23 protein-coding genes and 1 tRNA gene are annotated in these 24187 nt (G+C 45.2%); 19 read left to right on the top strand and 5 right to left on the bottom strand.

Annotation, left to right across the window (positions count from 1 at the left end; all coding sequences use genetic code 11):
- Positions 1-93 precede the first annotated feature (93 nt).
- Together I579_RS01350 and I579_RS12865 are read left to right on the top strand one after the other, a co-directional pair.
- Complete coding sequence (locus I579_RS01350) at positions 94-822, top strand: GntR family transcriptional regulator (RefSeq protein WP_010752998.1); 729 nt, start codon at positions 94-96, stop codon at positions 820-822.
- Positions 823-834: 12 nt separating this feature from the next.
- Positions 835-1107: a hypothetical protein gene (locus I579_RS12865; RefSeq protein WP_034810320.1), complete on the top strand. Its 273-nt coding sequence runs from the start codon at positions 835-837 to the stop codon at positions 1105-1107.
- A gap of 277 nt (positions 1108-1384) precedes the next feature.
- On the opposite strand, the gene I579_RS01340 is transcribed toward I579_RS12865, so the two are convergent.
- On the bottom strand, positions 1385-1843 hold the full coding sequence (locus I579_RS01340) for an S-ribosylhomocysteine lyase (RefSeq protein ID WP_010752999.1): 459 nt from the start codon (positions 1841-1843) through the stop codon (positions 1385-1387).
- Between the two features lie 207 nt (positions 1844-2050).
- Between I579_RS01340 and I579_RS01335 the strand changes: the two genes are divergently transcribed.
- The 5 genes from I579_RS01335 (at position 2051) to I579_RS01315 (ending at position 6609) form a co-directional block, all read left to right on the top strand.
- Positions 2051-3103 carry an aspartate-semialdehyde dehydrogenase gene (locus tag I579_RS01335; protein ID WP_010753000.1) on the top strand — a complete coding sequence of 351 codons (1053 nt, stop codon included), beginning with the start codon at positions 2051-2053 and terminating at the stop codon, positions 3101-3103.
- Between the two features lie 113 nt (positions 3104-3216).
- Positions 3217-3516 carry a hypothetical protein gene (locus tag I579_RS01330; protein WP_010753001.1) on the top strand — a complete coding sequence of 100 codons (300 nt, stop codon included), beginning with the start codon at positions 3217-3219 and terminating at the stop codon, positions 3514-3516.
- Between the two features lie 250 nt (positions 3517-3766).
- Positions 3767-5455: a ribonuclease J gene (locus I579_RS01325; protein WP_010753002.1), complete on the top strand. Its 1689-nt coding sequence runs from the start codon at positions 3767-3769 to the stop codon at positions 5453-5455.
- Between the two features lie 64 nt (positions 5456-5519).
- Positions 5520-5699, top strand: coding sequence for a hypothetical protein (locus I579_RS01320; protein ID WP_010753003.1), 180 nt, complete (start codon positions 5520-5522; stop codon positions 5697-5699).
- 208 nt (positions 5700-5907) lie between these two features.
- Positions 5908-6609, top strand: coding sequence for a glucosamine-6-phosphate deaminase (locus I579_RS01315; protein WP_010753004.1), 702 nt, complete (start codon positions 5908-5910; stop codon positions 6607-6609).
- Between the two features lie 57 nt (positions 6610-6666).
- Here the strand turns inward: I579_RS01315 and I579_RS01310 are convergent, their stop codons facing one another.
- The 4 genes from I579_RS01310 to nrdH form a co-directional block, all read right to left on the bottom strand.
- Positions 6667-7452, bottom strand: a complete 786-nt coding sequence (locus tag I579_RS01310) for a DUF92 domain-containing protein (protein ID WP_010753005.1) — start codon at positions 7450-7452, stop codon at positions 6667-6669.
- 123 nt (positions 7453-7575) lie between these two features.
- Positions 7576-8529 (bottom strand): class 1b ribonucleoside-diphosphate reductase subunit beta, encoded by a 954-nt coding sequence (nrdF, locus tag I579_RS01305; RefSeq protein WP_010753006.1) that lies wholly within the window; start codon positions 8527-8529, stop codon positions 7576-7578.
- A 47-nt stretch (positions 8530-8576) separates the two neighbouring features.
- A complete protein-coding gene (gene nrdE / locus I579_RS01300; RefSeq protein ID WP_010753007.1) occupies positions 8577-10739 on the bottom strand; it encodes a class 1b ribonucleoside-diphosphate reductase subunit alpha in 2163 nt (720 codons plus the stop codon).
- Between the two features lie 108 nt (positions 10740-10847).
- The gene (gene nrdH / locus I579_RS01295; RefSeq protein ID WP_010753008.1) at positions 10848-11072 is read right to left on the bottom strand and encodes a glutaredoxin-like protein NrdH; all 225 of its coding nucleotides are present in this window, start codon (positions 11070-11072) and stop codon (positions 10848-10850) included.
- A 441-nt stretch (positions 11073-11513) separates the two neighbouring features.
- On the opposite strand from nrdH, the gene I579_RS01290 reads away from it, so the two are divergent.
- The 12 genes from I579_RS01290 (at position 11514) to yycF (ending at position 24187) form a co-directional block, all read left to right on the top strand.
- Positions 11514-12023 carry a FeoA family protein gene (locus I579_RS01290; RefSeq protein ID WP_010753009.1) on the top strand — a complete coding sequence of 170 codons (510 nt, stop codon included), beginning with the start codon at positions 11514-11516 and terminating at the stop codon, positions 12021-12023.
- Positions 12020-14188: a ferrous iron transport protein B gene (feoB, locus tag I579_RS01285; protein ID WP_010753010.1), complete on the top strand. Its 2169-nt coding sequence runs from the start codon at positions 12020-12022 to the stop codon at positions 14186-14188. Before I579_RS01290 ends, feoB begins: the two co-directional genes overlap by 4 nt.
- A complete protein-coding gene (locus I579_RS12745; protein ID WP_010753011.1) occupies positions 14188-14334 on the top strand; it encodes a hypothetical protein in 147 nt (48 codons plus the stop codon). Before feoB ends, I579_RS12745 begins: the two co-directional genes overlap by 1 nt.
- Before the next feature lie 207 nt (positions 14335-14541).
- Positions 14542-15987 carry a menaquinone biosynthesis decarboxylase gene (locus I579_RS01280; protein ID WP_010753012.1) on the top strand — a complete coding sequence of 482 codons (1446 nt, stop codon included), beginning with the start codon at positions 14542-14544 and terminating at the stop codon, positions 15985-15987.
- Complete coding sequence (locus I579_RS01275) at positions 15974-16846, top strand: 4-hydroxybenzoate octaprenyltransferase (protein WP_010753013.1); 873 nt, start codon at positions 15974-15976, stop codon at positions 16844-16846. The genes I579_RS01280 and I579_RS01275 overlap by 14 nt, the downstream gene beginning before the upstream one ends.
- A 48-nt stretch (positions 16847-16894) precedes the next feature.
- A complete protein-coding gene (locus tag I579_RS01270) occupies positions 16895-17857 on the top strand; it encodes an ABC transporter substrate-binding protein (protein WP_010753014.1) in 963 nt (320 codons plus the stop codon).
- A 62-nt stretch (positions 17858-17919) separates the two neighbouring features.
- Positions 17920-19863: a peptidase U32 family protein gene (locus I579_RS01265; protein ID WP_010753015.1), complete on the top strand. Its 1944-nt coding sequence runs from the start codon at positions 17920-17922 to the stop codon at positions 19861-19863.
- Positions 19864-19882: 19 nt separating this feature from the next.
- A complete protein-coding gene (locus I579_RS01260) occupies positions 19883-21184 on the top strand; it encodes an aspartate aminotransferase family protein (protein WP_010753016.1) in 1302 nt (433 codons plus the stop codon).
- Between the two features lie 140 nt (positions 21185-21324).
- Positions 21325-21397: transfer RNA gene (locus I579_RS01255), tRNA-Lys, on the top strand.
- Positions 21398-21865: 468 nt separating this feature from the next.
- The gene (locus I579_RS01250) at positions 21866-22432 is read left to right on the top strand and encodes a DUF1836 domain-containing protein (protein ID WP_010753017.1); all 567 of its coding nucleotides are present in this window, start codon (positions 21866-21868) and stop codon (positions 22430-22432) included.
- Positions 22425-23279 carry a DegV family protein gene (locus tag I579_RS01245; protein ID WP_010753018.1) on the top strand — a complete coding sequence of 285 codons (855 nt, stop codon included), beginning with the start codon at positions 22425-22427 and terminating at the stop codon, positions 23277-23279. The genes I579_RS01250 and I579_RS01245 overlap by 8 nt, the downstream gene beginning before the upstream one ends.
- A gap of 203 nt (positions 23280-23482) precedes the next feature.
- A complete protein-coding gene (gene yycF / locus I579_RS01240) occupies positions 23483-24187 on the top strand; it encodes a response regulator YycF (protein WP_010753019.1) in 705 nt (234 codons plus the stop codon).

Genomic DNA, 24187 nt, shown 5'->3' with positions numbered 1-24187 from the left:
TTTTTCTAAGGACTGACGCTTGGAGGGTGTCAGTCCTTTTTGCCATTGTCTATCTTTGGGCTGTCAGTTATACTTTTGGGTGAGGTGAGGCAGATGTTGAAATATGTTGAAATTGCAGATGTTATTCGAGAGCGAATTGAAAACCAAACCTATCCCACTGGTTCTTTTTTGCCGAACCAGGTGGATTTAGTGACTGAATTTCAAGTCAGTCGCATGACGATTAAAAAAGCGATTAATATCTTGATTATGGAAGGTTTGGTACTCTCAAAACGGGGCTCGAGGACGAAGGTTTTGGACCATAGTTTTTGGGGCAAAGAGACTAGCCCCATGGATCAGTATCAAGGATTGACCTACCAGATGAAACAAAGAGGACGGACGATTACCAGTCAGATTATCCGTTTTGAAGTCGTTTTACCGGAAAAACGGGTCCAAAAAATGCTGAAACTAGCAGATGGGGCCAAGGTTTACGAGATTATTCGCTTGCGTCTTTTAGATGAGCAACCTTACGTTTTGGAGCATTCCTTTATGCCCCTTTCTTTAGTGCCGAATCTTAAGGAAGAGCACTTGTTGGCCTCGATTTATGACTATCTGTTGGATGAACTGGGCCTGCGTTTTGCGGGGATGTCCCGGACGATCCAAGCGGATAAGAGCCACGAATTGGATCAGACGTATCTGGATTGCGGTGTTCACGACCCAATTTTGGAAGTGGAGCAAGTGGTTTATTTGGAAAATGGGGTGCCGGTGGACTACTCTACTAGTCACAACCGCTACGATACCCGGGGCTACTCCATGCTGGATTTAAAAAACATGAATCTTGATTAAGCCTGTTTTTAAATGCAAATTAAAATCACAGGAAAAGCGATTGAAAGAGCCGTTTTTTCCCGTGAGAAGAAGATGAGAGCAAGCGAATTTCTCACAGCGCCCACTTGCTTAAATGGGGATTTGCTTGGAAAATTTATGCAGAAACACCTAAAAACCCTCCCAGGTTGGTTAGTCCTGGGAGGGTTTTTAAATAAAGCTGGTGTGAATGGAATAAGTTTCCAACACGTTGTTGTGAGAATCTTCCCCAAAATTCTCTGCACCTTCATTATAGCGGAAAGTCCTTGATATGTTAAACAATGTGTGCTTGGAAATAAATAAAAAGTATTTCAAAAAGTAAGGTTCCTTTTGCGTAATTTATTTAATGTCCAAATAACGAAGAGAGAAAAATGAGAATATAATTTAAAAGCAAATGAAAATCCCCTTAGCCCGTCAGCTTTCCTAGGATAATAAAACAAGAGAAAAGAAGAATCATTTTTTGAAATATATTTCAGCTGTTTTTTAAAGAGCTTAAGCTTTCTTAGGATTCACTGACTTTTCTGGGCATTGCTAAAGTCCCTAAGGCTTATTTTCGAAGGAAGGGATCACTGGAAATTCCTTGTTGCAATACTTGGCGAGCGTATTCTTGGGCGGAGAATAGAGAATGATCCCGGTAATTGCCACATTCTTTGGCAGAAACGGCAGGAACGCTAGTAGCCGCTACTACGTGTTTTTCCAGGACGGTAGTCAATGCATCCCGGATTTCTTCCGGTGTGTGGTTGCCCCAAAGAATCAGGTAAAAGCCGGTGCGGCAGCCCATGGGAGACAAATCAATGACCCCTGTCAGGTAGTCTCGCAGATTAACGGCTAATAAGTGCTCCAAAGTGTGCAAGGCACCAGTAGGCAGGGCATCTTGATTTGGCTGCAAAAAGCGCAAATCATATTTCTCGATGCGGGCTTCTCCTTGTTCTTCCACCCCTGCCCGTCGAACATACGGAGCCTTTACTAAATTGTGGTCTAATTCAAAGCTTTCAACTTTTGCCATTTGTGTATCCTCCAAAGTTTTTTTGTATGTGTCATCATAGCAAATTTTACATGGAGGTGCAATTTACGAAGGCCTTTTAGCGAAAGCCAAAGGTTCAATGGATTAAATTGAATAAATATACGGATTTTTCGGAGTTTTTCCAAAACTGTACTGTAATTTTTGAGGAAATATGCTAAAATAGCACAAATATGATAGGGAGTGGTAGGAATGACTGGTTATAAGGTTGCTGTCGTGGGTGCAACAGGTGCTGTGGGGACAAAAATGATCGAAATGTTGGAACAATCTACTTTGCCAATCGCTGAGGTAAAGTTGTTGGCTTCTGCCCGTTCCGCTGGCCAAACACGAAAGGTAAATGGCGTGGAGGTCGTGATTGAAGAGTTGGTACCTGATTCCTTTACGGGAGTGGATATCGCTTTGTTTTCTGCCGGGGGTGGCATCTCCAAGCAGTTTGCTCCGGAAGCGGTGAAGCGGGGAGCCGTGGTTGTGGACAATACCAGTGCCTTTCGTATGACCGATGGGGTGCCATTGGTGGTACCTGAGGTGAATCGAGAAGCCTTAAAGCGTCACAAAGGAATCATCGCCAATCCTAACTGTTCAACGATCCAAATGATGGTAGCCCTAGAGCCTATTCGCAAAGCTGCGGGCTTAAAGCGGATCATCGTGTCCACTTACCAAGCGGTTTCCGGCGCAGGTGCTAAGGCGATGGAAGAGTTGAAGCGGGAAACCTTGGCTTACTTGGACGGGACTCCAAAAGATCAGCTAAACCCTGAAATCTTGCCTTGTGGAGGAGACAAAAAGCACTATCCAATCGCGTTTAATGCCTTACCGCAAATCGATGTCTTTGCCGATGAGGATTACACGTATGAAGAGTGGAAAATGATTAATGAAACCCATAAAATCATGGAAGACGATCAAATCAACGTAGCGGCTACCTGTGTGCGGGTACCGGTCTTTTCCGGTCATTCGGAGTCGGTCTATATTGAAACCGAACAGGAATTAACCGTTGCGGAAATCAAAGACTTATTAGCCGGGGCACCAGGCGTTGTTTTAGAAGACGATCCAAGCCAACAAATCTACCCGCAAGCGCTGAATGCGGTTGGGAAAAAGGAAACTTTTGTGGGCCGGATTCGCCGGGATTTACATGTGAAAAACGGCTACCATCTGTGGATTGTTTCCGACAATCTGTTAAAGGGGGCCGCTTGGAACTCCGTACAAATCGCCGAAACCTTACATGAAATGCAATTGGTAGGCGTAAAGTAATCGTTACTTTAAAAGAAGCGGGCATAAGAACCCGCTTCTTTTTTGGTGCCAAAATTTGTCAAAATTCGCAAACTATGGGAAAATGATGCTATTATATCTGAGGAGTTTTGTGAATGATTGCGTTATTTTTAGTCTTTTTTCTATTTGGCATTTTGGCCTTTGTGACTGCGGATAAGCCGGATGGATTGCGGTATAAGGGGCTAGCTCAAAAGGCCTTGGGCAAAGAAGTGATTCCTTTCGTCCATCGTCTATTGGGAATCTTATTGATGCTCTCTGCGGCCGTAGGGAGTATTTGGTACTTTTTCTTTCCACCTTTTTCAAACAAGACCTTTTTCTGGGGCTACTTGTTAAGCACATTGCTGTGTTTTTTGATCAGCGATGGCGTCGCATTGCTCCGCTTTAAAGGCAAATAGTTTTTCTAAAGGCGAGTCATGAGACTGGCCTTTTTCTTATACAAGAGATTCGGAAACGATTTCATCTAAGGTTTTCATTAATCTTCGTCTCCCTAAAGCACTTTTTGGCCTTCATTAGTGTATAATGTTCACTGGATGCTTAGGCGCATGAGGCTTTTTTATCTTCGAATCATCTTTTTGCAGGGAAGCTGTATGCAGGTGGTTGCGAACAATCCAACGAAATTTTAATTATTATGAAGAGGTGAATGTTTTGAGTAAAAACACAATCAAAATCATTCCACTCTCTGGAGTACGAGAAAACGGCAAGAATATGTACTTAGCAGAAGTGGAAGAAGATATTTTTATCTTCGACTGTGGATTGAAATATCCTGACAATGAACTACTAGGAATCGATACGGTGATTCCTGATTTTACGTATTTAGAAGAAAATGCGGACCGAGTAGTGGGCATCTTCTTGACCCATGGACATGCCGATGCCATCGGGGCGTTGCCTTATTTACTAGAACGCTTGGAAGTGCCAGTCTTTGGTACGAAGCTTACCATCGAACTAGCAAAAATCAACGTCCATAAAAATGAAGCAACGAAAAAATTCAAAGACTTTCATGTAATCGATGAACATACGGAAATCGACTTTGGTTCTGGGGTAGTCAGCTTCTTCCCAACGACACACTCGATTCCAGATTCAGTGGGCATTTGCTTGAAAACCAGCGAAGGCAATATCGTCTACACCGGGGATTTCAAATTTGACCAGTCCGCTGTTCCTATGTATCAAACCAACTTCGCCCGCTTAGGGGAAATCGGCAAAGAAGGCGTCTTGGCTTTGTTGAGTACTTCTAGCAATGCGGAAAATCCCACACCAGTGGCTTCCGAATTAACCATTGCCGATGAAGTCAGCGATACGATTTTTTATTGGGAAGGTCGTATCATCGTAGCTATGGTGGCTTCCAACTTGCAACGATTGCAACAAGTTTTAAATGCCGCACACCGGGCAGATCGTAAAGTGGTCTTAACCGGCCAAGACTTCGGTCGGATCATTCGCACGGCGATGAAACTTGGAAAGATCGAAGTTCCTGAGGACAATTTGATCATTACCCAAAAAGAAATGAAACAATACCCACCAGAACGCTTGATTGTTTTGGAAACCGGGCGCATGGGGGAACCGATTAAATCCTTGCAACGAATGGCCAATGGTACTCACCGCACTTTGCGGATTCAAGAAGGGGACTTGGTCTACATCACTACCACTCCAACCACGGCGATGGAAACCAACGTGGCCAAAACCGAGGACATCGTCTTTCGGGCTGGCGGTACGGTGAAGATGATTTCCGAAAATCATCGAGTGTCTGGCCATGCCAATCCGGATAACTTGCAATTGATGCTAAACTTAATGCATCCAAAATACTTTATCCCAGTTCAAGGGGAATACCGGCAGTTGGCCGCCCATGCTGAACTAGCGGAAAAAGTTGGTATTCCAAAAGAAAACATTTTTATTACCGCAAAAGGTGATGTACTGGAATATCGCAAAGGACTTTTGGAACCAGGAGGCGCCGTACCAGCAGAGAACGTACTTATCGACGGAATCGGTGTGGGGGATATCGGCAATATCGTCTTGCGGGATCGGAAAATCTTGTCCGAAGACGGCATCTTTATCGCGGTAGTGACCATTAACCGCCGGGAAAAGAAAATCGTGGCTCATCCGCAAATTACTTCCCGGGGCTTTGTCTATGTGAAGACTAGCCGGGACTTGATTCGGGAAAGTGCCGATATGATTACGACGATTGTAGAAAAACACTTGCAAGACGAAGATTTTGAGTGGAGCAAGTTGAAACAAGACATCCGCGATCGAGTAGGACGCTACTTGTTTGAGCAAACGAAGCGTCGCCCAGTGGTCTTGCCGGTGATTATGGAATCTAGTCAACGGCACAAACCCCGTCGCTAAAAAAAATTATGTAGGGCCGCGCTTTTTAAAGGCGTGGCCCTTTCTTATAAAGGAGGCAAGTTGCATGGGCTTTTCGAAGTATACCTTACGAGTGGTCATCGCGGGCATTTTGTTTTATTTGGTATTGAATCTGTTGTTTCCTAGTTTGAATTTTGTCTTGCAGATTTTAATCGCTTTTGTCTTTTTCTTTGGCATTTTATGGTTCTTTCCCAGCGTGCGACGCTTTTTTATCGATAAGCAGTAGCTTTATGGCACAAAAAGTCCTGGACCGGCAGCTAGTCAGTCTAGGACTTTTTGTGTGATGGACTAAGGAGATTGTAGCTAAGTCGGACTTAAGTGAAAAAGTTGCGTTTTTTTTAAGCTACAGAGGAATTTTTGGTCTAGACAATTGCACCTGAAAAAAAAGCGTGCTATAATTGGGCTATACCAAAAACAAGAAAGCAGGGCTGAATATGGAAATCATTCGGGTGAAAGATGCACAAGCAGGCGGAGAAAAAGCATTTGAACTAATTAAAGCGGGGATGGACAAAGGCATTCAAACATTAGGTTTGGCTACCGGCAGCACACCAATTCCTTTGTATCGCCAAATGACCGGCAGCGACTTGGATTTTTCAAACATGACCTCAATTAATTTGGACGAATATGTAGGACTAGGCGTTGAGGATGAACAAAGCTATCGCCACTTTATGAATGACAACCTGTTTGATCAAAAGCCATTTAAAGAAACTTTTGTACCAAACGGCAAAGCAGAAAATCTTGAAGCAGAATGCCAACGCTACGATGCGATTATCGATGCTCATCCAGTGGATATCCAAATTCTAGGGATTGGTCGTAACGGCCATATCGGCTTTAACGAACCAGGAGCAGACTTAAATGGTACAACTGCCGTGGTAAACTTAACTGAATCCACTATTGAAGCCAACAAACGCTTTTTCGATAAAGTAGAAGACGTGCCAACCAAAGCGATTTCCATGGGGATTGCTTCCATTATGAAAGGCAAACAAATCATTTTAATGGCCTTTGGGGAAGACAAAGCCGAAGCGATTTACGGCATGGTGAAAGGTCCTGTGACCAATCATGTACCCGCATCTGCCTTGCAAAACCACGACGATGTCATCGTAATTGTCGACGATGCAGCCGCTGCAAAACTATAAAATAAAAACGAAAAAAAACGCTGAGGATGCTCCTCGGCGTTTTTTTGTAGCATCAGATTATTGAATCAAAAAAGCGAATACTCCGGTTAAGACGCCTGTGACAAAATTCACCCCGTCGTTGGTGAAATGAGGCAGACCTTTTGCGTAGGCATTCGGCTGTTGCCCAGTGTGAGCTTTGTCCGTCAGTTTGCCGGTGGCAGTGCGATATTTCACTTGCAAGAATGCACCTAACAAACTATCAATCAGCGTCCCGGCAAAACCTAGCAGTAAGACTAATCCATAGGAGAAGGGCGTTTTAAGTGCAAAGAGCCAGTGGAGCACTCCCCAAGAACAAGCGATTAAGCCGCTGCCAGCAACACCTGCCAAAGTACCCAAAAGACTCACGGCACCGGACAATCCGGCAGTCGCGGGTTTCAGTGAAAAGAGTAGTCGCGGAGGGCGTTTGCTTAAGACACCGATTTCTGACGACCAGGTATCGGCGGTAGCGGCTGCAATGGCGGTGATTTGACACAAGGCAAAGCGCGGGTCGTTGGTCCAGAGTTCTATTAATAAAAACAGCAGCAAAGGGCCACAGTTGGCTAAGACTTGCCAAGCATCCCGGGGGCCATTTTTGTCACTGGCGAGCTCAGTGTGTAATTGCTTTTTAAGGGCCTGAATACCGTAGCTACTGGCAAAAAACAGTGCCAGATAAAAGGTCATTTCCGGTGACAAGGTGAAAATTGCGGTACCCAAAACCACCATAGTCAGTGCACCGCTTTTGGTGAGCCAACCGGCAATGTTACTAAAAAACGCCAAGATACTCGTGCCGATTAACCCAAACAAGGCTAAGTAAAAGAAAATCACAGCTGGGCTCCTTTCTACTAGGTAAGAATTTGACTCTAGTGTATCATAGGATAAAATACTAAAAAAGCTGCCGCGAGCTTCCTTCAAGGAAAGATTGCGGCAGCTTTTAGTACGCTTAGATGCTTAAAATTGATAATCTTCGTCCGTCATGGCTTCCACGGTTCCTAACAAGTAGCCATTCCCCACTTGGGAAAAGAAGTCGTGGTTTGAGGTGCCGGTGGAAATCCCGTTCATAACGATTGGATTGACATCATCGGCGGTATCGGGGAAGAGCGGATCTTGTCCGAGGTTCATCAGCGCTTTGTTGGCATTGTAGCGCAAGAAGGTTTTGACTTCTTCCGTCCAGCCAATCTCATCGTACAAAGCTTCCGTATACAAAGCTTCATTTTCATAAAGCTCGTACAATAAGTCGTAGAGCCAGTCCTTTAGCTTTGTTTGTTCATCTTCCGGCAGTTCATTAAAGCCTAATTGGAACTTGTAGCCAATATACGTGCCGTGAACACTTTCGTCTCGAATGATCAGTTTGATGATTTCCGCCACATTGGCTAGTTTGTTATTCCCTAAATAATACAGCGGGGTATAAAAGCCGGAGTAAAATAAGAAAGTTTCCAAAAAGACACTGGCAATTTTCTTTTCCAAAGGGGTCCCGTTTTTGTAGATTTCATTGATGCGCTCGGCTTTTTTTTGCAAGTAGACATTGGTATTGGTCCATTCGAAGATTTCCGCGATTTCCTTCGTAGTATTTAAGGTGGAGAAAATCGAGGAGTAACTCTTGGCGTGAACCGACTCCATAAACTGGATATTGTTCAAGACGGCTTCTTCATGAGGAGTCCGTACGTCTTTGCGCAATTGATCCATGCCGCTTTCCGACTGTACGGTATCCAGTAAGGTCAAGCCTCCGAAGACCTTGCCGACCAAATCTTTTTCCGCAGGAGTTAAACTGCGCCAGTCGTCTAAATCATTGGATAAAGGAATCCGGGTATCCAACCAAAATTGCTCGGTTAGTTTTTCCCAAGTGGATTTGTCGATAATATCTTCAATTTCATTCCAGTTAATCGCTTTGTAATAGGTACTCATGTTTCTCCTCCTTGTCAGGCCTTTTGTTCGTAGCTAGTTGCCTGAGCTTAAATGACACAGCTTTCGCATTGGTTGGCTCCGATTTCTTCTTGATCATCTGTGAAGGTCCGTACGTAATAAATCGACTTGATGCCCTTGTGGAAAGCGTAATGGCGCAAGATGTTCAAATCCCGGGTAGTTTGCTTATTGGTCTTGGTTTTCCATTCGTACAAACCGGCTGGAATTTCCGAGCGTAAGAACAAGGTCAAACTCATGCCTTGGTCGATGTGTTCTTGGGCTGCGGCGTAGACGTCGATGACTTTGCGCATATCCATGTCGTAAGCGGACTTGTAATAAGGCAGTGTGTCATTGGACAAGTAAGCGGCAGGGTAGTAGATCTTACCAATTTTCTTTTCTTGTCGTTCTTCAATCATCCGGGTGATAGGATGCAAGCTAGCACTAGTGTCATTAATGTAGGAAATAGAGCCATTCGGTGCTACGGCCAGGCGATTTTGGTGGTACAGTCCAGTTTCTTGGACTTTTTCTTTCAACGCTTGCCAGTCTGCACCACTAGGTAAGAAGATCCCCTCAAAGAGTTCTTTGACCTTTGGTGAACGAGGCAAGTGTTGGCCAGAAGTATACTTGTCGAAGTAGCTACCGTCCGCGTATTGGGATTTTTCAAAGCCGACGAAAGATTCGTTTTTCTCTTGGGCAATTTCATTGGAAGCTACCAAAGTCCAGTAATTCAGCAACATAAAGTAAATGTCCGTAAACTCGATGGATTCTGGTGAGCCGTATTCAATGTGATTTTTCGCAAAATACGTATGCAGGCCCATGGCACCGAGGCCGATGGTGTGGGCTTCTTGGTTTCCTTGGGCAATCGACGGCACCACGTCGATGTCGGAGTGATCCGTCACATAGGTCAACGCACGGGTCATGCTTTTCACAGAGCTACCGAAATCGGGACTGTCCATCAAATTGACGATATTAGTGGAGCCGAGGTTACAAGAAATATCGGTACCTAGCACTTCGTATTCTTGGCGGCCATTGATTACAGAAGGTCGTTGTACTTGCAAGATTTCCGAGCAGAGATTGCTCATGATGATCTTACCGTCGATTGGATTGTTTTTATTAGCCGTGTCGATATTGATGATATAAGGGTAGCCGGATTCCTGTTGTAATTTGGAAATTTCATTTTCCAAATCCCGGGCCTTGATTTTGGTCTTGCGAATTTTCGGGTTGGCGACTAAGTTGTCGTATTCCTTGGTAATGTCCACGTAAGAAAACGGCATGCCGTATTCCAATTCCACGCTGTATGGGCTAAAGAGGTACATGTCTTTATTTTGTGCCGTTAATTCATAAAATTTATCCGGCACCAAAACGCCCAGGGATAAGGTCTTCACGCGGATTTTTTCATCGGCATTTTCTTTTTTAGCAGAAAGGAAGTTGATGATATCCGGGTGGAAGACGTTCAGATAAACTACGCCGGCCCCTTGACGTTGGCCTAATTGGTTGGAGTAACTAAAGCTGTCCTCAAAGAGTTTCATCACCGGCATGACACCACTTGCGGCGCCTTCGTACCCTTTAATCGGCGCTCCGGCTTCCCGTAAGTTGGATAGGGTAATCCCTACGCCACCGCCGATTCGAGACAGCTGCAAGGCGCTGTTAATGCCCCGGCCGATGGAGTTCATGTCATCGGTAATCTGAATCAGAAAACAAGAAACCAATTCCCCCCGGCGTTTTCTGCCGGCATTTAAAAAAGAAGGGGTAGCTGGTTGATAACGTTGGTGAATCATTTCGTCGGCTAAGCTCATGGCTAATTCTTCATCGCCCGCGGCAAAGTACAACGCATTCACCGCGACCCGGTCTTCGTAGCCCTCTAAGTATTGGGTGCCATCGTTAGTCTTTAATGCGTATTGGGAATAGAACTTATAAGCCGCCATAAAGGATTTGAACTGGAAATTTTGCTCCTCTAAAAAGGCGTAGAGCCGATCCAAAAATTCCGGCGTGTATTGAGCTAAAAATTCCGCTTCGAGAAAGTCTTCTTTGACCAAATAGGCCAGTTTTTCTTGGGTATTGGCGAATTGTTTGGTGTTCGGTTGCACGTTTTCGGCTAAAAAGGCCGCCAGTGCTTCCTTGTCCTTGTTCAAAGGAATTTGACCGTTTACCGGGCGATTGATTTCGTTGTTTAATTTATAATAGCTGACATCTTTTAATGTTTTCAGACTCATTGTAATCCCTCATTTCCATAATCTAAGCCGGCAAATCCGGTAAAAAAGAGGCTGGGACAAGATTGCCCCAACCTCTTGTGTCTGTGGGAACGCAATAGAAACAGCGACTTAAGAAACAAGCTGCCTCAATTCTTCCGGACGGAAACCGACGATTGCTGTATTTTTCGTCGTTAAGACCGGTACGGAACGATAGCCTGCTGATTTCAAGTTTTCCACGGCTTCCGGTTGTTCGTCGATGTTAATCTCGCTAAAGGGAATCTGATGTTCCGCTAAAAAACGTTTGGTTAATTTGCATTGCATACAGTTATTTTTTGAATATAAAGTAATCTCCATGAGTTCGTCCTCCAATTTAGGTCTTGGTATTCTTTAGTATAGCCATCTTGGGTGGGAAGTCAAAGGATACGCACTATATATTGTGTCCTGTTGATAGAATAGGCACTATACGTTGTGGTGTATAAAAATAAGAAGGCCACTGTAATTTTTCTACTACAAGAGCTTTGCCAGACCTTGATAGACCGCGTATTTTTCAAAAACAGCATAGTGTTATGTGTTTTGTGATTATACATTTGGGAAAATGAACTAGGAATTAAAAAGCAATCTGACACCAATCACAACGCTTGAAATGAAGCAGGGGTGACACAAAGCTGGTACCTCTAAAAGATCATGTGATAATTATTACAAATTCGGAAAATTCATTGACAGACCACGCTTTTCTCGTTATTCTCAAAGCAGAAGTTTTATTGAGAATAATTATCATTCCCGTTTAGTAGAGGGATGATATTTGTTGCGTTTGGGAGAAAGCGGGGAAAAATTTTGGGGAATTTAAGCGAGGCAATACCACATAAGACCTACCAAGTTACCGCGGTGCCGGAACATGCGGAAGTGAAAAAGCATTTACAAGACTTGGGTTTGATTCCAGGGAGCCAAGTGATTTTATTGAAAACCCAAGGAGCAAACGGCATTGTTTTGTTACATAAATCACGCTTAGCCTTGGATCAAAGCGTTTTGCAGCAGATTCAGGTCAAAGAAGTCACCAGTCAAACTGAAGTCCTGCCTTTAAGTGACTTGGCCGTGGGAGATCAAGGCAAAGTCGTCTCCATCTTTGGGGAAGGAGCGGTTAGACGACGCTTAATGGATATGGGCTTAACAAAAAATGTGCAAGTTACTGTACGGAAACTGGCGCCTTTAGGAGATCCTATCGAGTTGAGTTTGCGAGGCTATGCGCTATCCCTTAGAAAAAGTGAGGCCGAGTATATCTTGGTTGAAAAGGAGGTCACCCCATGAATGAAATCCAAATCGCCTTAGCAGGCAATCCCAACTGTGGCAAAACCAGTATTTTTAATCAATTAACTGGCTCTAGCCAATACGTGGGTAACTGGGCGGGAGTGACCGTGGAAAAAAAGGCCGGCCGTCTGAAGAAAAACAAACAAGTCTTTATTCAAGATTTGCCAGGGATTTACTCCTTGTCGCCCTATACGCCAGAAGAAGTCGTAGCCAGAGATTACCTTTTACAAGATCAGCCGGATGCCATTTTGAATATTATCGATGGCTCCAATATCGAACGAAATTTGTATTTAACCACGCAATTGATTGAAATCGGTCTGCCCTTAGTTTTAGGGGTCAATATGATGGACATCGTGAAAAAATCTGGGCGTAAGTTGAATTTAGACAAATTAGCTTATGGCCTAGGGGTCGATGTGATGGGTATGAGCGCCTTGAAAAAGCAGGGATTGGATCAAGGGGTGCACAAGGTTTTAAGTAATTTGAAAAATCCCAAAGAGCCTCAGTTTCCGACTTATGACGAACGCTTAGAAGCAGCTTTAAGCGAAATCATCACGGTTATGGGCAATACGCTACCTAAAAAGCAAGCCCGCTTTTTTGCCATTAAACTTTTTGAAAAGGATCCTTTGACCCAAGAAAAACTCGCTCTTAGTTCTTTGCAACAAAAGGAAATCGCCGAAATTATCGGAATTACGGAAAAGCTTTTCGACGATACTAGCGATGGCATCTTGGTCAATGAACGCTATGAATTTATCAGTCGCTTGATGCAGTTGTGCCTTGTGGAAGAAGACGAGCTACGGCTGTCGGTATCCGATCGCATCGATCAAGTGGTAACCAATCGCATCTTGGCCTTGCCAATCTTTGCTTTGGTCATGTGGGCAGTGTACTATCTTTCCATTCAAACAATCGGTGTCATGGGGACGGACTGGGTCAATGACGTGCTCTTTGGGGAAATCGTACCAAACCATGTGAGCAATTGGCTGGTGGCAGGGAATGTGGCTGCTTGGATGCAAGACTTGATTTTGAATGGGATTATTGCCGGTGTGGGGGCTGTAATCGGCTTTTTACCTCAATTATTAGTCTTGTTTTTCTGTTTGTCCCTTTTGGAAGACTGTGGCTATATGTCTCGGATTGCTTTTGTTATGGACCGGTTTTTCCGTAAATTAGGCCTGTCTGGGAAGTCCTTTATTCCCATGCTGATTGCGACTGGTTGTGGAGTTCCCGGGGTCATGGCCAGCCGGACGATTGAAAACGACAAGGATCGCCGGATGACGGCCATGATTACCACGTTTATGCCTTGCTCGGCGAAGTTACCGATTATCGCTTTGATTGCTGGGGCCTTTTTCCCAAATACCAGTTGGGTGGCACCTTCCGCGTACTTTTTAGGAATCGGCGCCATTGTGCTATCCGGGATTGCCTTGAAAAAGACCCGTCTTTTTGCCGGCGATCCGGCACCGTTCATTATGGAATTACCCGCCTATCACTTGCCCCAGTTTAAGAGTGTCTTTAAACAAGTGGGGGATCGGGGGCTGTCTTTCGTGAAGAATGCGGCGACGATTATCTTTGTTTCGAGTTTAGTGATCTGGTTTGCCTCTAGTTTCAATTTCCGCCTCCAAGCAGTCGCGGAAGATCAAAGTATTTTAGCCAATCTAGGTCGCGTCATTGCACCTTTGTTTGCACCCCTTGGTTGGGGCCACTGGCAAGAAGCCGTGGGGACCATTACCGGTTTGATTGCCAAGGAAAACGTGATTGGTACCTTTGGCGTGTTGTATGGTGGGATGGATGAAGTGGCCGAAAATGGCGCCGAAATCTGGGGGGCGCTGCGGAGCGCCATCACCCCAGTGGCGGCTTATTCATTCTTAGCCTTTAACTTGCTATGTGCCCCTTGTTTTGCGGCCATTGGTGCAATTCATCGGGAAATGGGCGAAGTAAAATGGACCTTACGTGCTATCGGCTATCAATGTGGCTTGGCCTATGCCGTGAGCTTGGTGATTTATCAATTTGGTCATCTGTTCTTTGAAGGAGGTAGCTTTGGCCTTGGTACAGTAGGTGCCATGGCAGTCTTGTCAGGGATGGTTTGGGCTGTGATTCGTAAGCCAGGGAAAGCAGCTTGTGAAGAAGAGTGCGTGTTGACCATGCCAACGATTGCGAAAGAAGGCGTGAAATAATGATTTGGACGATAATCTTGAGTATTTTGATCTTTGGGGGCGCAGGCTGGATTTTATACAGTCGTCTGACCGGCCGTTCTTCTAGCTGTGAAGACTGCCAATGCAGTTGCAGTGTGAAGGATTTATCTAATACCGAAAAAAATTAATAATCGATAGTGAAAAAGACTTCCCAGGCGTAGGCGCGCCTAGGAAGTCTTTTTTTGGAGCCTCTTGCTTTTATCCGGCAATGGAAGATGGTTTTTTTTCCCTCCGATTAATGATAAAATGAGCGTGTTTGTTTTTGTGATAGAAAATACAAAGATGAGTCAGTCCTTGTTGACTGAAGTCATTGGCAATCGGGAAAGGATCTAACTATGGCTTATAAGAGTCTACAAGAATTTATTGCAACATTGGAGTCTGCTGGGGAACTCAAACGGGTTACTGCAGCGGTTTCGGCGGATTTGGAGATCACCGAAATCACGGACCGCATTTCCAAAGCCCACGGACCAGCCTTGCTTTTTGAAAATGTCAAAGGCTCCCAGTTTCCCGTCTTGATTAATGCCATGGGTTCAGAAAAACGTATGGCCCAAGGGTTAGGCGTCAAGAGTTTGGATGAAGTAGGGGAGCAAATTGCCGACCTAATCAATCTAGGAAATTACAGCGGTTGGCTAAAGAGCGCCAGTCAGTTACCAAAATTGTCACGTATGGCGGCGGTCTTTCCTATTAAAGTGAAAAAAGGTGCTTGTCAGGAAGTCATCATGGACGAACCGGATTTGACTAAGTTGCCGATTTTAAAGTGTTGGCCGCAAGACGGGGGGCCGTTTATCACTTTGCCATTGGTGATGACGAAAGACCCGGACACCGGGCAACAAAATACCGGGATGTATCGCATGCAAGTCTATGACCAAAAGACTACGGGGATGCACTGGCATTGGCACAAAGACGGTCGGGAAATCTATGAAAAATACCGCAAGCTTGGGGGGAAGATGCCGGTTTCGGTAGCATTAGGTGGGGATCCTGCGATTACCTACGCCGCCACGGCACCATTACCCAAAATGATCGATGAGATGATGTTGGCCGGTTTCTTGCGGAAGCGTCCGGTCAAAATGGTGAAATCGATCACCAATGATATTTACGTGCCAGCGGAGTCTGAGTTTGTTATTGAAGGCTATGTGGATGTCAATGAGCCTTTGCGAGAAGAAGGACCTTTTGGGGATCACACAGGGTATTATTCCTTGGAAGACCAGTATCCGGTCTTTCATGTGACGTGTATCACCCACAAGAAAAATGCAGTCTACCCGGCAACGATTGTGGGCCAGCCACCTATGGAAGATGATTATATGGGGCTGGCGACGGAACGAGTTTTCTTGCCATTATTGCGCATGATGGCACCGGAGATTGTGGACTTGGCTATGCCGTTTGAAGGAGTCTTCCATAATTGTGTGGTTGTTTCGATTAAGAAGAAATTTCCTTATCATGCTCATAAGGTCATGAATACTTGTTGGGGCATGGGGCAGATGATGTACACCAAGATGATCATCGTGGTGGAAGACGACGTGGATCCCCATGATTTTTCCAAAGTAGCTTGGAAAGTGTTCAACAATATCGACGCTAAACGGGATTTCGTATTAAACGAAGGGCCGCTAGATGCTTTGGATCATTCTTCTCCTCATGCTTTTTACGGCACTCGCCTTGGTATCGATGCCACGCGGAAATGGCCGGAAGAAGGTCATACGCGGCCGTGGCCGGATGATGTGACCATGGATGAAGCGACCAAAGAGTTAGTCGGGAAACGGTGGGCTGAATATGGCTTGGATTAAAACCCTCGGCAAGAAACTTCATGGCTACGGCGTTTTAGTCATGTTTCAGCATACGATTTTTTCCTTTTCCTTTGGCTTGGTCTCTTTGCTATTAGCTTCTCAAGGAGCCTTTCATTGGCGGAAAATCGCGTTACTACTAGTGGGCTTATTGGCCGCACGCACGGGAGCCAATGCCATTAATCGGGTGATCGATGCTAAGATCGACAAGGTGAATCCCCGTACCGCCACTCGCCAGATTCCTCAGGGGAAAATGAGTCAAAAAGAAGCCCTGTGGTTTGCTATTTTCTGTTTTGTTGTGACGGTAGTTGTGGCGGCATTATTAGGCCCGGTGACCTTGGCCTTGTCGCCAATCGCATTATTGTTTATGGTGGGCTATTCTTATACGAAGCGTTTTACCGCATTGTGCCATTTGGTCTTGGGCTTTACGTGTGCCATGGCACCGGCGGGAGCGTGGATTGCCATTACGAATAGCTTTTCTTGGACGGCGCTGTTTTTGGCCGGAGCCAATATGTTTTGGGTGGCCGGCTTTGATATTATTTACGGCTCTCAGGATGTGGACTTTGACAGAAGCTACGGCATTCACTCGATTCCAGCAGCAGTAGGAGTGAAAAACGGGCTTTTGATCGCTCGTTTGTTTCACGCCATTGCCTTTGTTTGTTTAGTAATAGTAGGTTTGGTCACACCACAATTTGGTTTCTTATATTTTGGTGGCCTACTGATTATTGGCATTTTACTGATCGTGGAACACGCCGTGGTGCGGCCGGATCATTTGGCCCACGCGGAAATCGCTTCTTACAATGTCAATGAAGTGGTCAGCCTGGTCTTTTTAGTGGCCGGGGTTTTGGATGTATTTATTTAAGAAAGAAAATGGATATGGGACGAATAAATTGGAAAAAGAGGTAGCAAAATGAAGAAATGGATGACAACAATGGGGCTGTTGGCGCTAGCAGTAATGACTTTAGGCGCTTGTGGAAATGAAGGGAAAGAAGCGGAAAAAACAGCCGCAAGCAGTGACAAAGCGGTGGAAACTTTGACCTTAGGCGTGATGCCTTCGACGGACAATATTCCTTTGATTTTAGCCCATGAAAAAGGCTTCGACAAAGACCACGGGGTAGAGATCAAATTAGAAAACTTCAAAGCAGCGAAAGATCGGGATGCCGCCTTTCAAGCGGGGAAAGTCGACGGGGTTTCGACAGACCTTGTGGCTATTGCCATTTATCAAGAAGCCGGCATGGATGTGAAGATCACCGGGAATACGTACGGACAGTTTGACCTGATTACCGGAGACGATAGCGTGAAAACCACGGCAGATTTGAAAGGCAAAGACGTGATTTTGTCGAAAAAAACCGGGACCGAATACGCAGTTACCATGATGTTGGAAAAAGCTGGTTTGACGGATCAAGACATCAATGTGAGCGAAGTGCCACAGGTGCCTACTCGTTTGGAACTGTTGAAAAATAACCAAGCCCAAGCGGCGATTTTACCAGAACCATTTGCCACTATGGCGACAGCGGACGGTTTGCGAGTTTTGGATTCCACTCGTAAAATCGGGATCAATCCTTTTGTCATGGGGATGCCTCAAGACGTGATTGAGAAAAAAGCAGACGCCATTAAAGGCATGTACGAAGCATACAATGAAGCGGTAGATTACATTAAAGACCATGACAAGAGTGACTATATCCAATTGTTCATCGATGAAGTGGGCTTCCCTGAAACCTTAAAAGACCAAATTACCGTACCGGATTACACTCATGCCGAACAAGCCACAGATGAAGACATTACTTCTGCTTTCACTTGGGCCAAAGAGCACGATTTGTTGACCAAAGACTTGCAACCAAAAGATGTTTTGTCTGACGTGTATTTCAAATAATTACCCCACAGCGACCTTTTTTCAGGTCGCTGTTCTTGAATGGACCAGAAAGGAAATGAACGATGACACGAGTTTACCAAGATCGCAGTATTGAATTATTAGCACCGGTGGGGACCTTTGAAGACTTTCAACAGGTGATCAGAAGCGCCGCGGATGCCGTCTATTTAGGTGGCAAGCAGTTCAATATGCGCATGCACAATCCAAAGCACAATCTCACCAATGAAGAAATCACTCAGGCGGTGGCCATTGCCCATGAGCTAGGGAAGAAAGTCTATATGACCTTTAACAATATGATGACCGACGAAGAATTAGGACAAGCAGAAAGCTACCTGCGTTTTTTAGAAGCAACTAAAATCGATGCTTTGATCATCCAAGACTTCGGCGCCGTGCAATTAATTAAAGACTTAGGCATCGATTTGGAAATGCACCTGAGCATCATGGCCAATGTTCACAGCCGGGAAATGCTGGCTTCTGCTAAAGAGCTAGGTGTGACCCGCTGTGTGATTTCCCGGGAAGCCAGCTTAGCCGATGTGGCGGACTTTGTGCGGGACTACCCCGAGTTGGAATACGAATACTTTATTCACGGAGATATGTGCATTGCCCACGGAGCTCAATGTTATGCTAGTGGGGTTTATTTTGGGAAAAGTGGCAATCGAGGCTTGTGTATGAAGCCTTGTCGCTGGGCATATCAAGCAGACAACCGGCAAACGGATGAACTTGTTTACCCCATGGCAGTGAAGGATATGTCTTTGTATCAGCATATTCCTGAGCTGATTTTGTCCGGGGTGAATTCTTATAAAATCGAAGGCCGCATGCGGGGGACGGACTATCTGGTGGACTTGATTAACCTATACGGGGAAGCCATCGATCGCTTTTTAGCCGATCCTGTAGGCTATCAAACCACACCAGAGCGGGTTCAATATTTGGAAGAAAACCGGGTGCGAGATCTGTCTACCGCTTACGCCTTTGGCAAGCCCGGCAGTAACAATATCGCCTTGGATGGCAAGCGAGAACCTCGCGTTTTCTCACGCCCGCTGGAAGAGCCGGTCATGAAACCACGACGAGTGGAAAAAGTCGTGTCTGGCTTCCAAGAACTATTGTCAGAATCAGCCGTATCAAAAGCGACTGAACTGCGGGTAACCGTGGATACGCTGGCCAATGCCAAAGTCGCTCTTCAAGCAGGAGTGGCAAGTCTTTATGTATCCGGTGAAGTCTTTGCACCGAATCAAGCTTTGACCGCAGCTGAACTACAAGAAATCGGGGCACTAGCTCAGTCTGCCAAGATTCCGGTTTACTACGTCTTACCTCGAATGTTAAATCAAAATCAGTACCGGATTTTAGATGCTTTAGTGGCTCAGTTAGCAGACTGGGGCTTTACCGGTTTGTTGGTGTCTAACTTAGGCGAGATTCATCGTTACCGCAATAGTGGGTTGAAAATGCGAGGGGACTACGGCTTAAATGTCTACAATCATCTGAGTGGCAAATTTTACCAAAGCCAAGGCCTAGAATCTGTGACCTTGTCCATTGAAGCACCGGTTAATATTCTGGCCACCACGCCGCAACAAATGCCTTTAGATACGGAATTAATCGTCCAAGGAGCCCCGACTTTGATGTACATGGAGCATTCATTTAAAAAAGCGCAGGCCCATCAAACCAGTGAAGACTGGGTGACTCCGGATAGTGAGAACGACAATTTAGACCTTACGGATGAAAATGGCTTCGTCCGGAAAATTCGCGTGGATCAATACGGTAAAAACCATCTGATTCCTACAAAAGACTTTTCTTACGCTGTGTTGGTGCCGGAACTGCGCCGTACCGCTTTAACCGCTCTGCGGATCGAAGGCAAAACATATAGTCCGGAAACTTTGAAGGATGTTATCGCTTTGTACCAAGGATTATTAGTCGCTGACCAAGTTGATGCAACCTTATCAGAGCGTTTAAGTTGGGCGGAAAAATGTAGTGACTACACCGGTCAGGAACAAAGCTTGCAAACGTTGATTTTCTAAGGAAGAAAGGAGCAGTTAGATGTATTTAGGACCAGAAGGCGTAATCGCCAAAAAAGAAGAGTACTTCGTGCCTTGTATCAATCATTTTTATCAAAACCCGCCGGAATTCGTAAAAGGGGAGATGCAGTACTTATACGATTCCACCGGGAAAAAATACTTGGATTTTTACGCGGGAGTTTCGGTGATGAACTGTGGTCACTCTAACCCAGCCATCATCAATCCGGTTATGAACCAAATCCAAAACTTGCAACACGTGTGCAATATCTATTTGACAGAAAACGGCGTGAACTTAGCGGAACAGCTGGCTGCGGTAACGCCAGGGCAGCTTAAGCGGACCTTTTTTGTCAACTCCGGTACCGAGGCCAATGAAGGGGCGCTTTTAATGGCGCAGCTCTATACAGGGGCCCATGAATTTATCGCTTTAGATCTAGGATTGCACGGTCGTACGCAATTGACCATGAGTCTGACTGGGATTGGCATGTGGCGCACCACAGATACCCCAAATGGAGGCATTCATTTTGCGAAAAATCCGTATTTTTATCGCGATGGACGTCACGAGGAACATCAGAGCCAAGAAGCCTTTGAAGACGAATGTATCGCAGATGTGGAACGAGTGATCCGTCGCCGGACCTCAGGAAAAATCGCCGCTATGATCGTCGAACCAATCCAAGGCAATGCCGGGATCGTAACGCCAACTCCAGGCTACTTTAAAAAGTTAAAAGCACTCTTGGAAAAACACGGTATCTTATTGATAGTGGATGAAGTCCAAACCGGTTTTGGCCGTAGCGGGAAAATGTTTGCCATTGAAAACTTTGGCGTGGTTCCAGATATCATGACCGTGGCCAAGGCTCTAGGAAATGGCTTCCCAATTGGCGCTTACATCACCACCGATGAGATTGCGGCCGCCTTTACAAGACCATCTGCTTCCACATTAGGGGGCAATCCCGTTTCCACCGCAGCTGGCATGGCCGTCTTAACTTACTTGCAAGAGGCGAAACTTTTGGAAAACGCTCAAGCACGTGGCGCACAATTGCAAGCCGGTTTAAAAGAATTGCAAAAGCGTCATGCGTTAATCGGGGATGTCCGTGGTCTAGGTTTAATGGTCGGAGCCGAGTTGGTGACAAGCCGCGAAGCTTTGACACCGGCTGCGACAGAGGTTGATGAAATCTTAGAAAAAATGAAGGACCGGGGGATTTTAGTCGGCAAAAATGGGGAGAACCGCAACGTCTTAGCCATGCAACCGCCACTAGTAATCACGGAAGAAGACGTGGTTTTCTTTTTGCAAAACTTAGATGAAGTCTTAAGTGAAGTAGCAAACTAGCTTTCAGAAAGAAAGGAGATGGGCATAGGATCATCTCCTTTCTTTTTTATTAAGTTAATGGAACTTTTTTTATGAATTTCACTTGCATTTTCAAATTCGGAGTGCTAACATAATAAAGTACTTTTCGTAAGGGAAGTTACGGGCTGTTAGCTCAGTTGGTAGAGCAGCTGACTCTTAATCAGCGGGTCGCGGGTTCGAGCCCCTCACAGCCCATTGGGTGCCAAACCCACGCCATCGGTACGTTCTTGGTCTCCTTGGAGATTTCGAAAAGAATGTGCGCGATGGTTTTTTTATCATAAAAACTGTAAGCAGACGTGGTGGGGCTTGATTAATTCCATCGTGTCTCTTTTTATTTTTAGGTGCTAGCATTACGCTAGGGAAAAATCAAAAAGTAAAAAAATCTAAAGCTAATCTGAAAAAAATCAGCTTCAAGACCTTGTTCACAAAAAATTCACAATTAGTTTGTATAGTACGAGTGTACCAACAAACAACCTGTCTTATTCCAAGACAAACCCTAACACTTTTTCATTTTTACTCCTGCCTACTGGTCCCCCGCCAGTAGGTCTTTTTATTTTGGTAAAGAGACTTGGGGAGGCGCTTTTTTTCTAAAAGGTCTTGTGCTATACTCTATGTAGTTTTTAAAACTAGATGTACTCATAATAGAAATGTGAAGGTGAAAGCATGAGTGATTTGGATCCAAAGCTTCAGGAATGGGGCGCGAAGTTGACGACGTTTCATTTGTCACGATGGGGAGAGCTGCCGGAGTTGGACTTGTATATGGATCAAGTCTTGACCTTGGTGACGGTTTATTTGTCTCCGGTGATTCCCCCGGAAAAGCACAATTTGCTGACCAAATCCATGGTTAACAACTACGTGAAACTAGGAATGATCCCCGCTCCAAAAAAGAAGCGCTACGACAGGACCCACGTGGCTTTTCTAGTGGCCATCACTATTTTGAAGCAAGTGCTAACCATTCCGGAGATCAAGGAAGGGATTTTGTTCCAAGCTCAAGTGGACGGGATTCAAAAGACCTATGATCTTTTTTGTCTGGAGACGGAGTTAGCGATTAAGCGCACGGGGAATCTGGCACAAGGAAAGCGTCCTGAGACAGATACGGCCGCCAGCTCTTTTGCTTACTTAGCGGTGCGAGCCGCCACCGGATCATTTGCCAATAAATTACTTGCAGAAAAAGCCATTGAGTGTGAGATTGCTTACCTGCAAAAAAAGGAGAACCAGCATGATGAATAAAAAAATTGTAATTTTAGCCGATTCAGGCAGTGATGTGCCTCAGGATTTTTGTGAAGCCCATGATGTTTTTACATTACCCTTAAAAGTGATTTACCCAGACCGAGAGTACACGGATAAGGTGGATATCACCTCCGAAGACGTTATCGCTCGCATGCCCCAAGAAATCCCTAAGACTTCGTTACCCGATGGAGCTAGTATCGTGGCTTGCTTTGATGAGATTAAAGCTGCCGGCTATGAGCAAGTGATTGCTGTGACGATTTCCAGTGGACTGTCGGGAACGTTTAACATGGTGCGGATGATGGCAAAAGACTACGATGGGTTAGAAATCTTTGTCTTGGATACGAAAAATATCGGGATCGCCTCTGGCTTACAAGCGATTCGCGCCGTGGAATTAGTGGATAGTGGTTTAGAGTTTGCCGCTATTTGCCAAACTTTAGAAAATGAAGTCTTTAAGAACAAAGTCTTTTTCAATGTAGCTACTCTGGAATACTTGCAAAAAGGCGGACGCATTGGTTTGGTTACGGCGATTTTTGGTACAGCACTAAAACTCAATCCGATTATTTCCTGTAACGAAGAAGGGGTTTACTACACTGTGGCCAAATCCCGGGGACGCAAAAAGAGTTTAGCGAAGTCTTTGGAGTTGGTGAAAGACTTTGCTGGTAGTAGTAAGAAGTATCGTTTAGCGGTCGCTCATGCTGGGGCCAAGGAAGAAGCCCAAGCCATGATGGAACGCTTGACGACACTTTTGCCTAACGCGGTGGAGCGCTACTTCGGGGAAATTTCTCCGGCTTTAGTAGTGCATACGGGGCCAGGACTATTAGGTGTGGGAATTCAAGTATTGGATTAAAGGATAGAAGCAACGGTGTGATTACTCTTTCGCAAGTTTTGGGAAAGTAGTGACGGAACCGTTGCTTTTTTTGTAAAAAAGTTTTCGAAGAGAATTTAAGAAAGTATAGCGACAAAACCGCCGAAATCCAGGTTTTCGTGAAAACAAGGTGAAAATGCGTTATAATGAGTGACATAATCTAAAGAATAGACGAGGTGCTCTTTGTGAAAAAGATACTAGTTGTCGATGATGAGAAGCCGATTTCCGACATCGTGAAGTTTAACCTAGATAAAGAGGGCTACGATGTGTACACAGCCTATGATGGGGAAGAAGCTTTGGCAAAGGTCAAAGAAGTTGAACCAGACTTGATCTTATTGGACTTGATGTTACCAAAAATCGATGGTTTGGAAGTTGCCCGGGAAGTCTGGAAAAACTATGATATGCCCATCATCATGGTGACAGCAAAAGATTCCGAAATCGACAAAGTCCTAGGATTAGAACTAGGCGCGGATGATTACGTGACGAAGCCTTTTTCCAATCGGGAATTAATCGCCCGTGTGAAGGCGAATTTGCGTCGCGGCTCACAAGCAGCCAAAGAAGCAGAAGAAGAGGCCAACAATGATTTGACCATTGGCAATCTGACCATTTTGCCGGATGCTTATATGGTGACGAAAAACGGTAGTACCATTGAATTGACCCATCGGGAGTTTGAACTGTTGCATTATTTGGCGAAACATCTAGGCCAAGTCATGACCCGGGAACATTTATTGCAAACCGTGTGGGGTTATGATTATTTTGGGGATGTTCGGACCGTGGACGTAACCGTGCGTCGCTTACGGGAAAAAATCGAAGACAACCCTAGCCATCCGAATTACTTAGTGACACGACGGGGCGTAGGGTACTACTTGCGCAATCCGGAACAGGAGTAG

Source organism: Enterococcus asini ATCC 700915 (assembly GCF_000407365.1).
Taxonomy (GTDB): Bacteria; Bacillota; Bacilli; order Lactobacillales; family Enterococcaceae; genus Enterococcus_C; species Enterococcus_C asini.
This window is presented reverse-complemented; position numbering and strand designations above follow the sequence as displayed.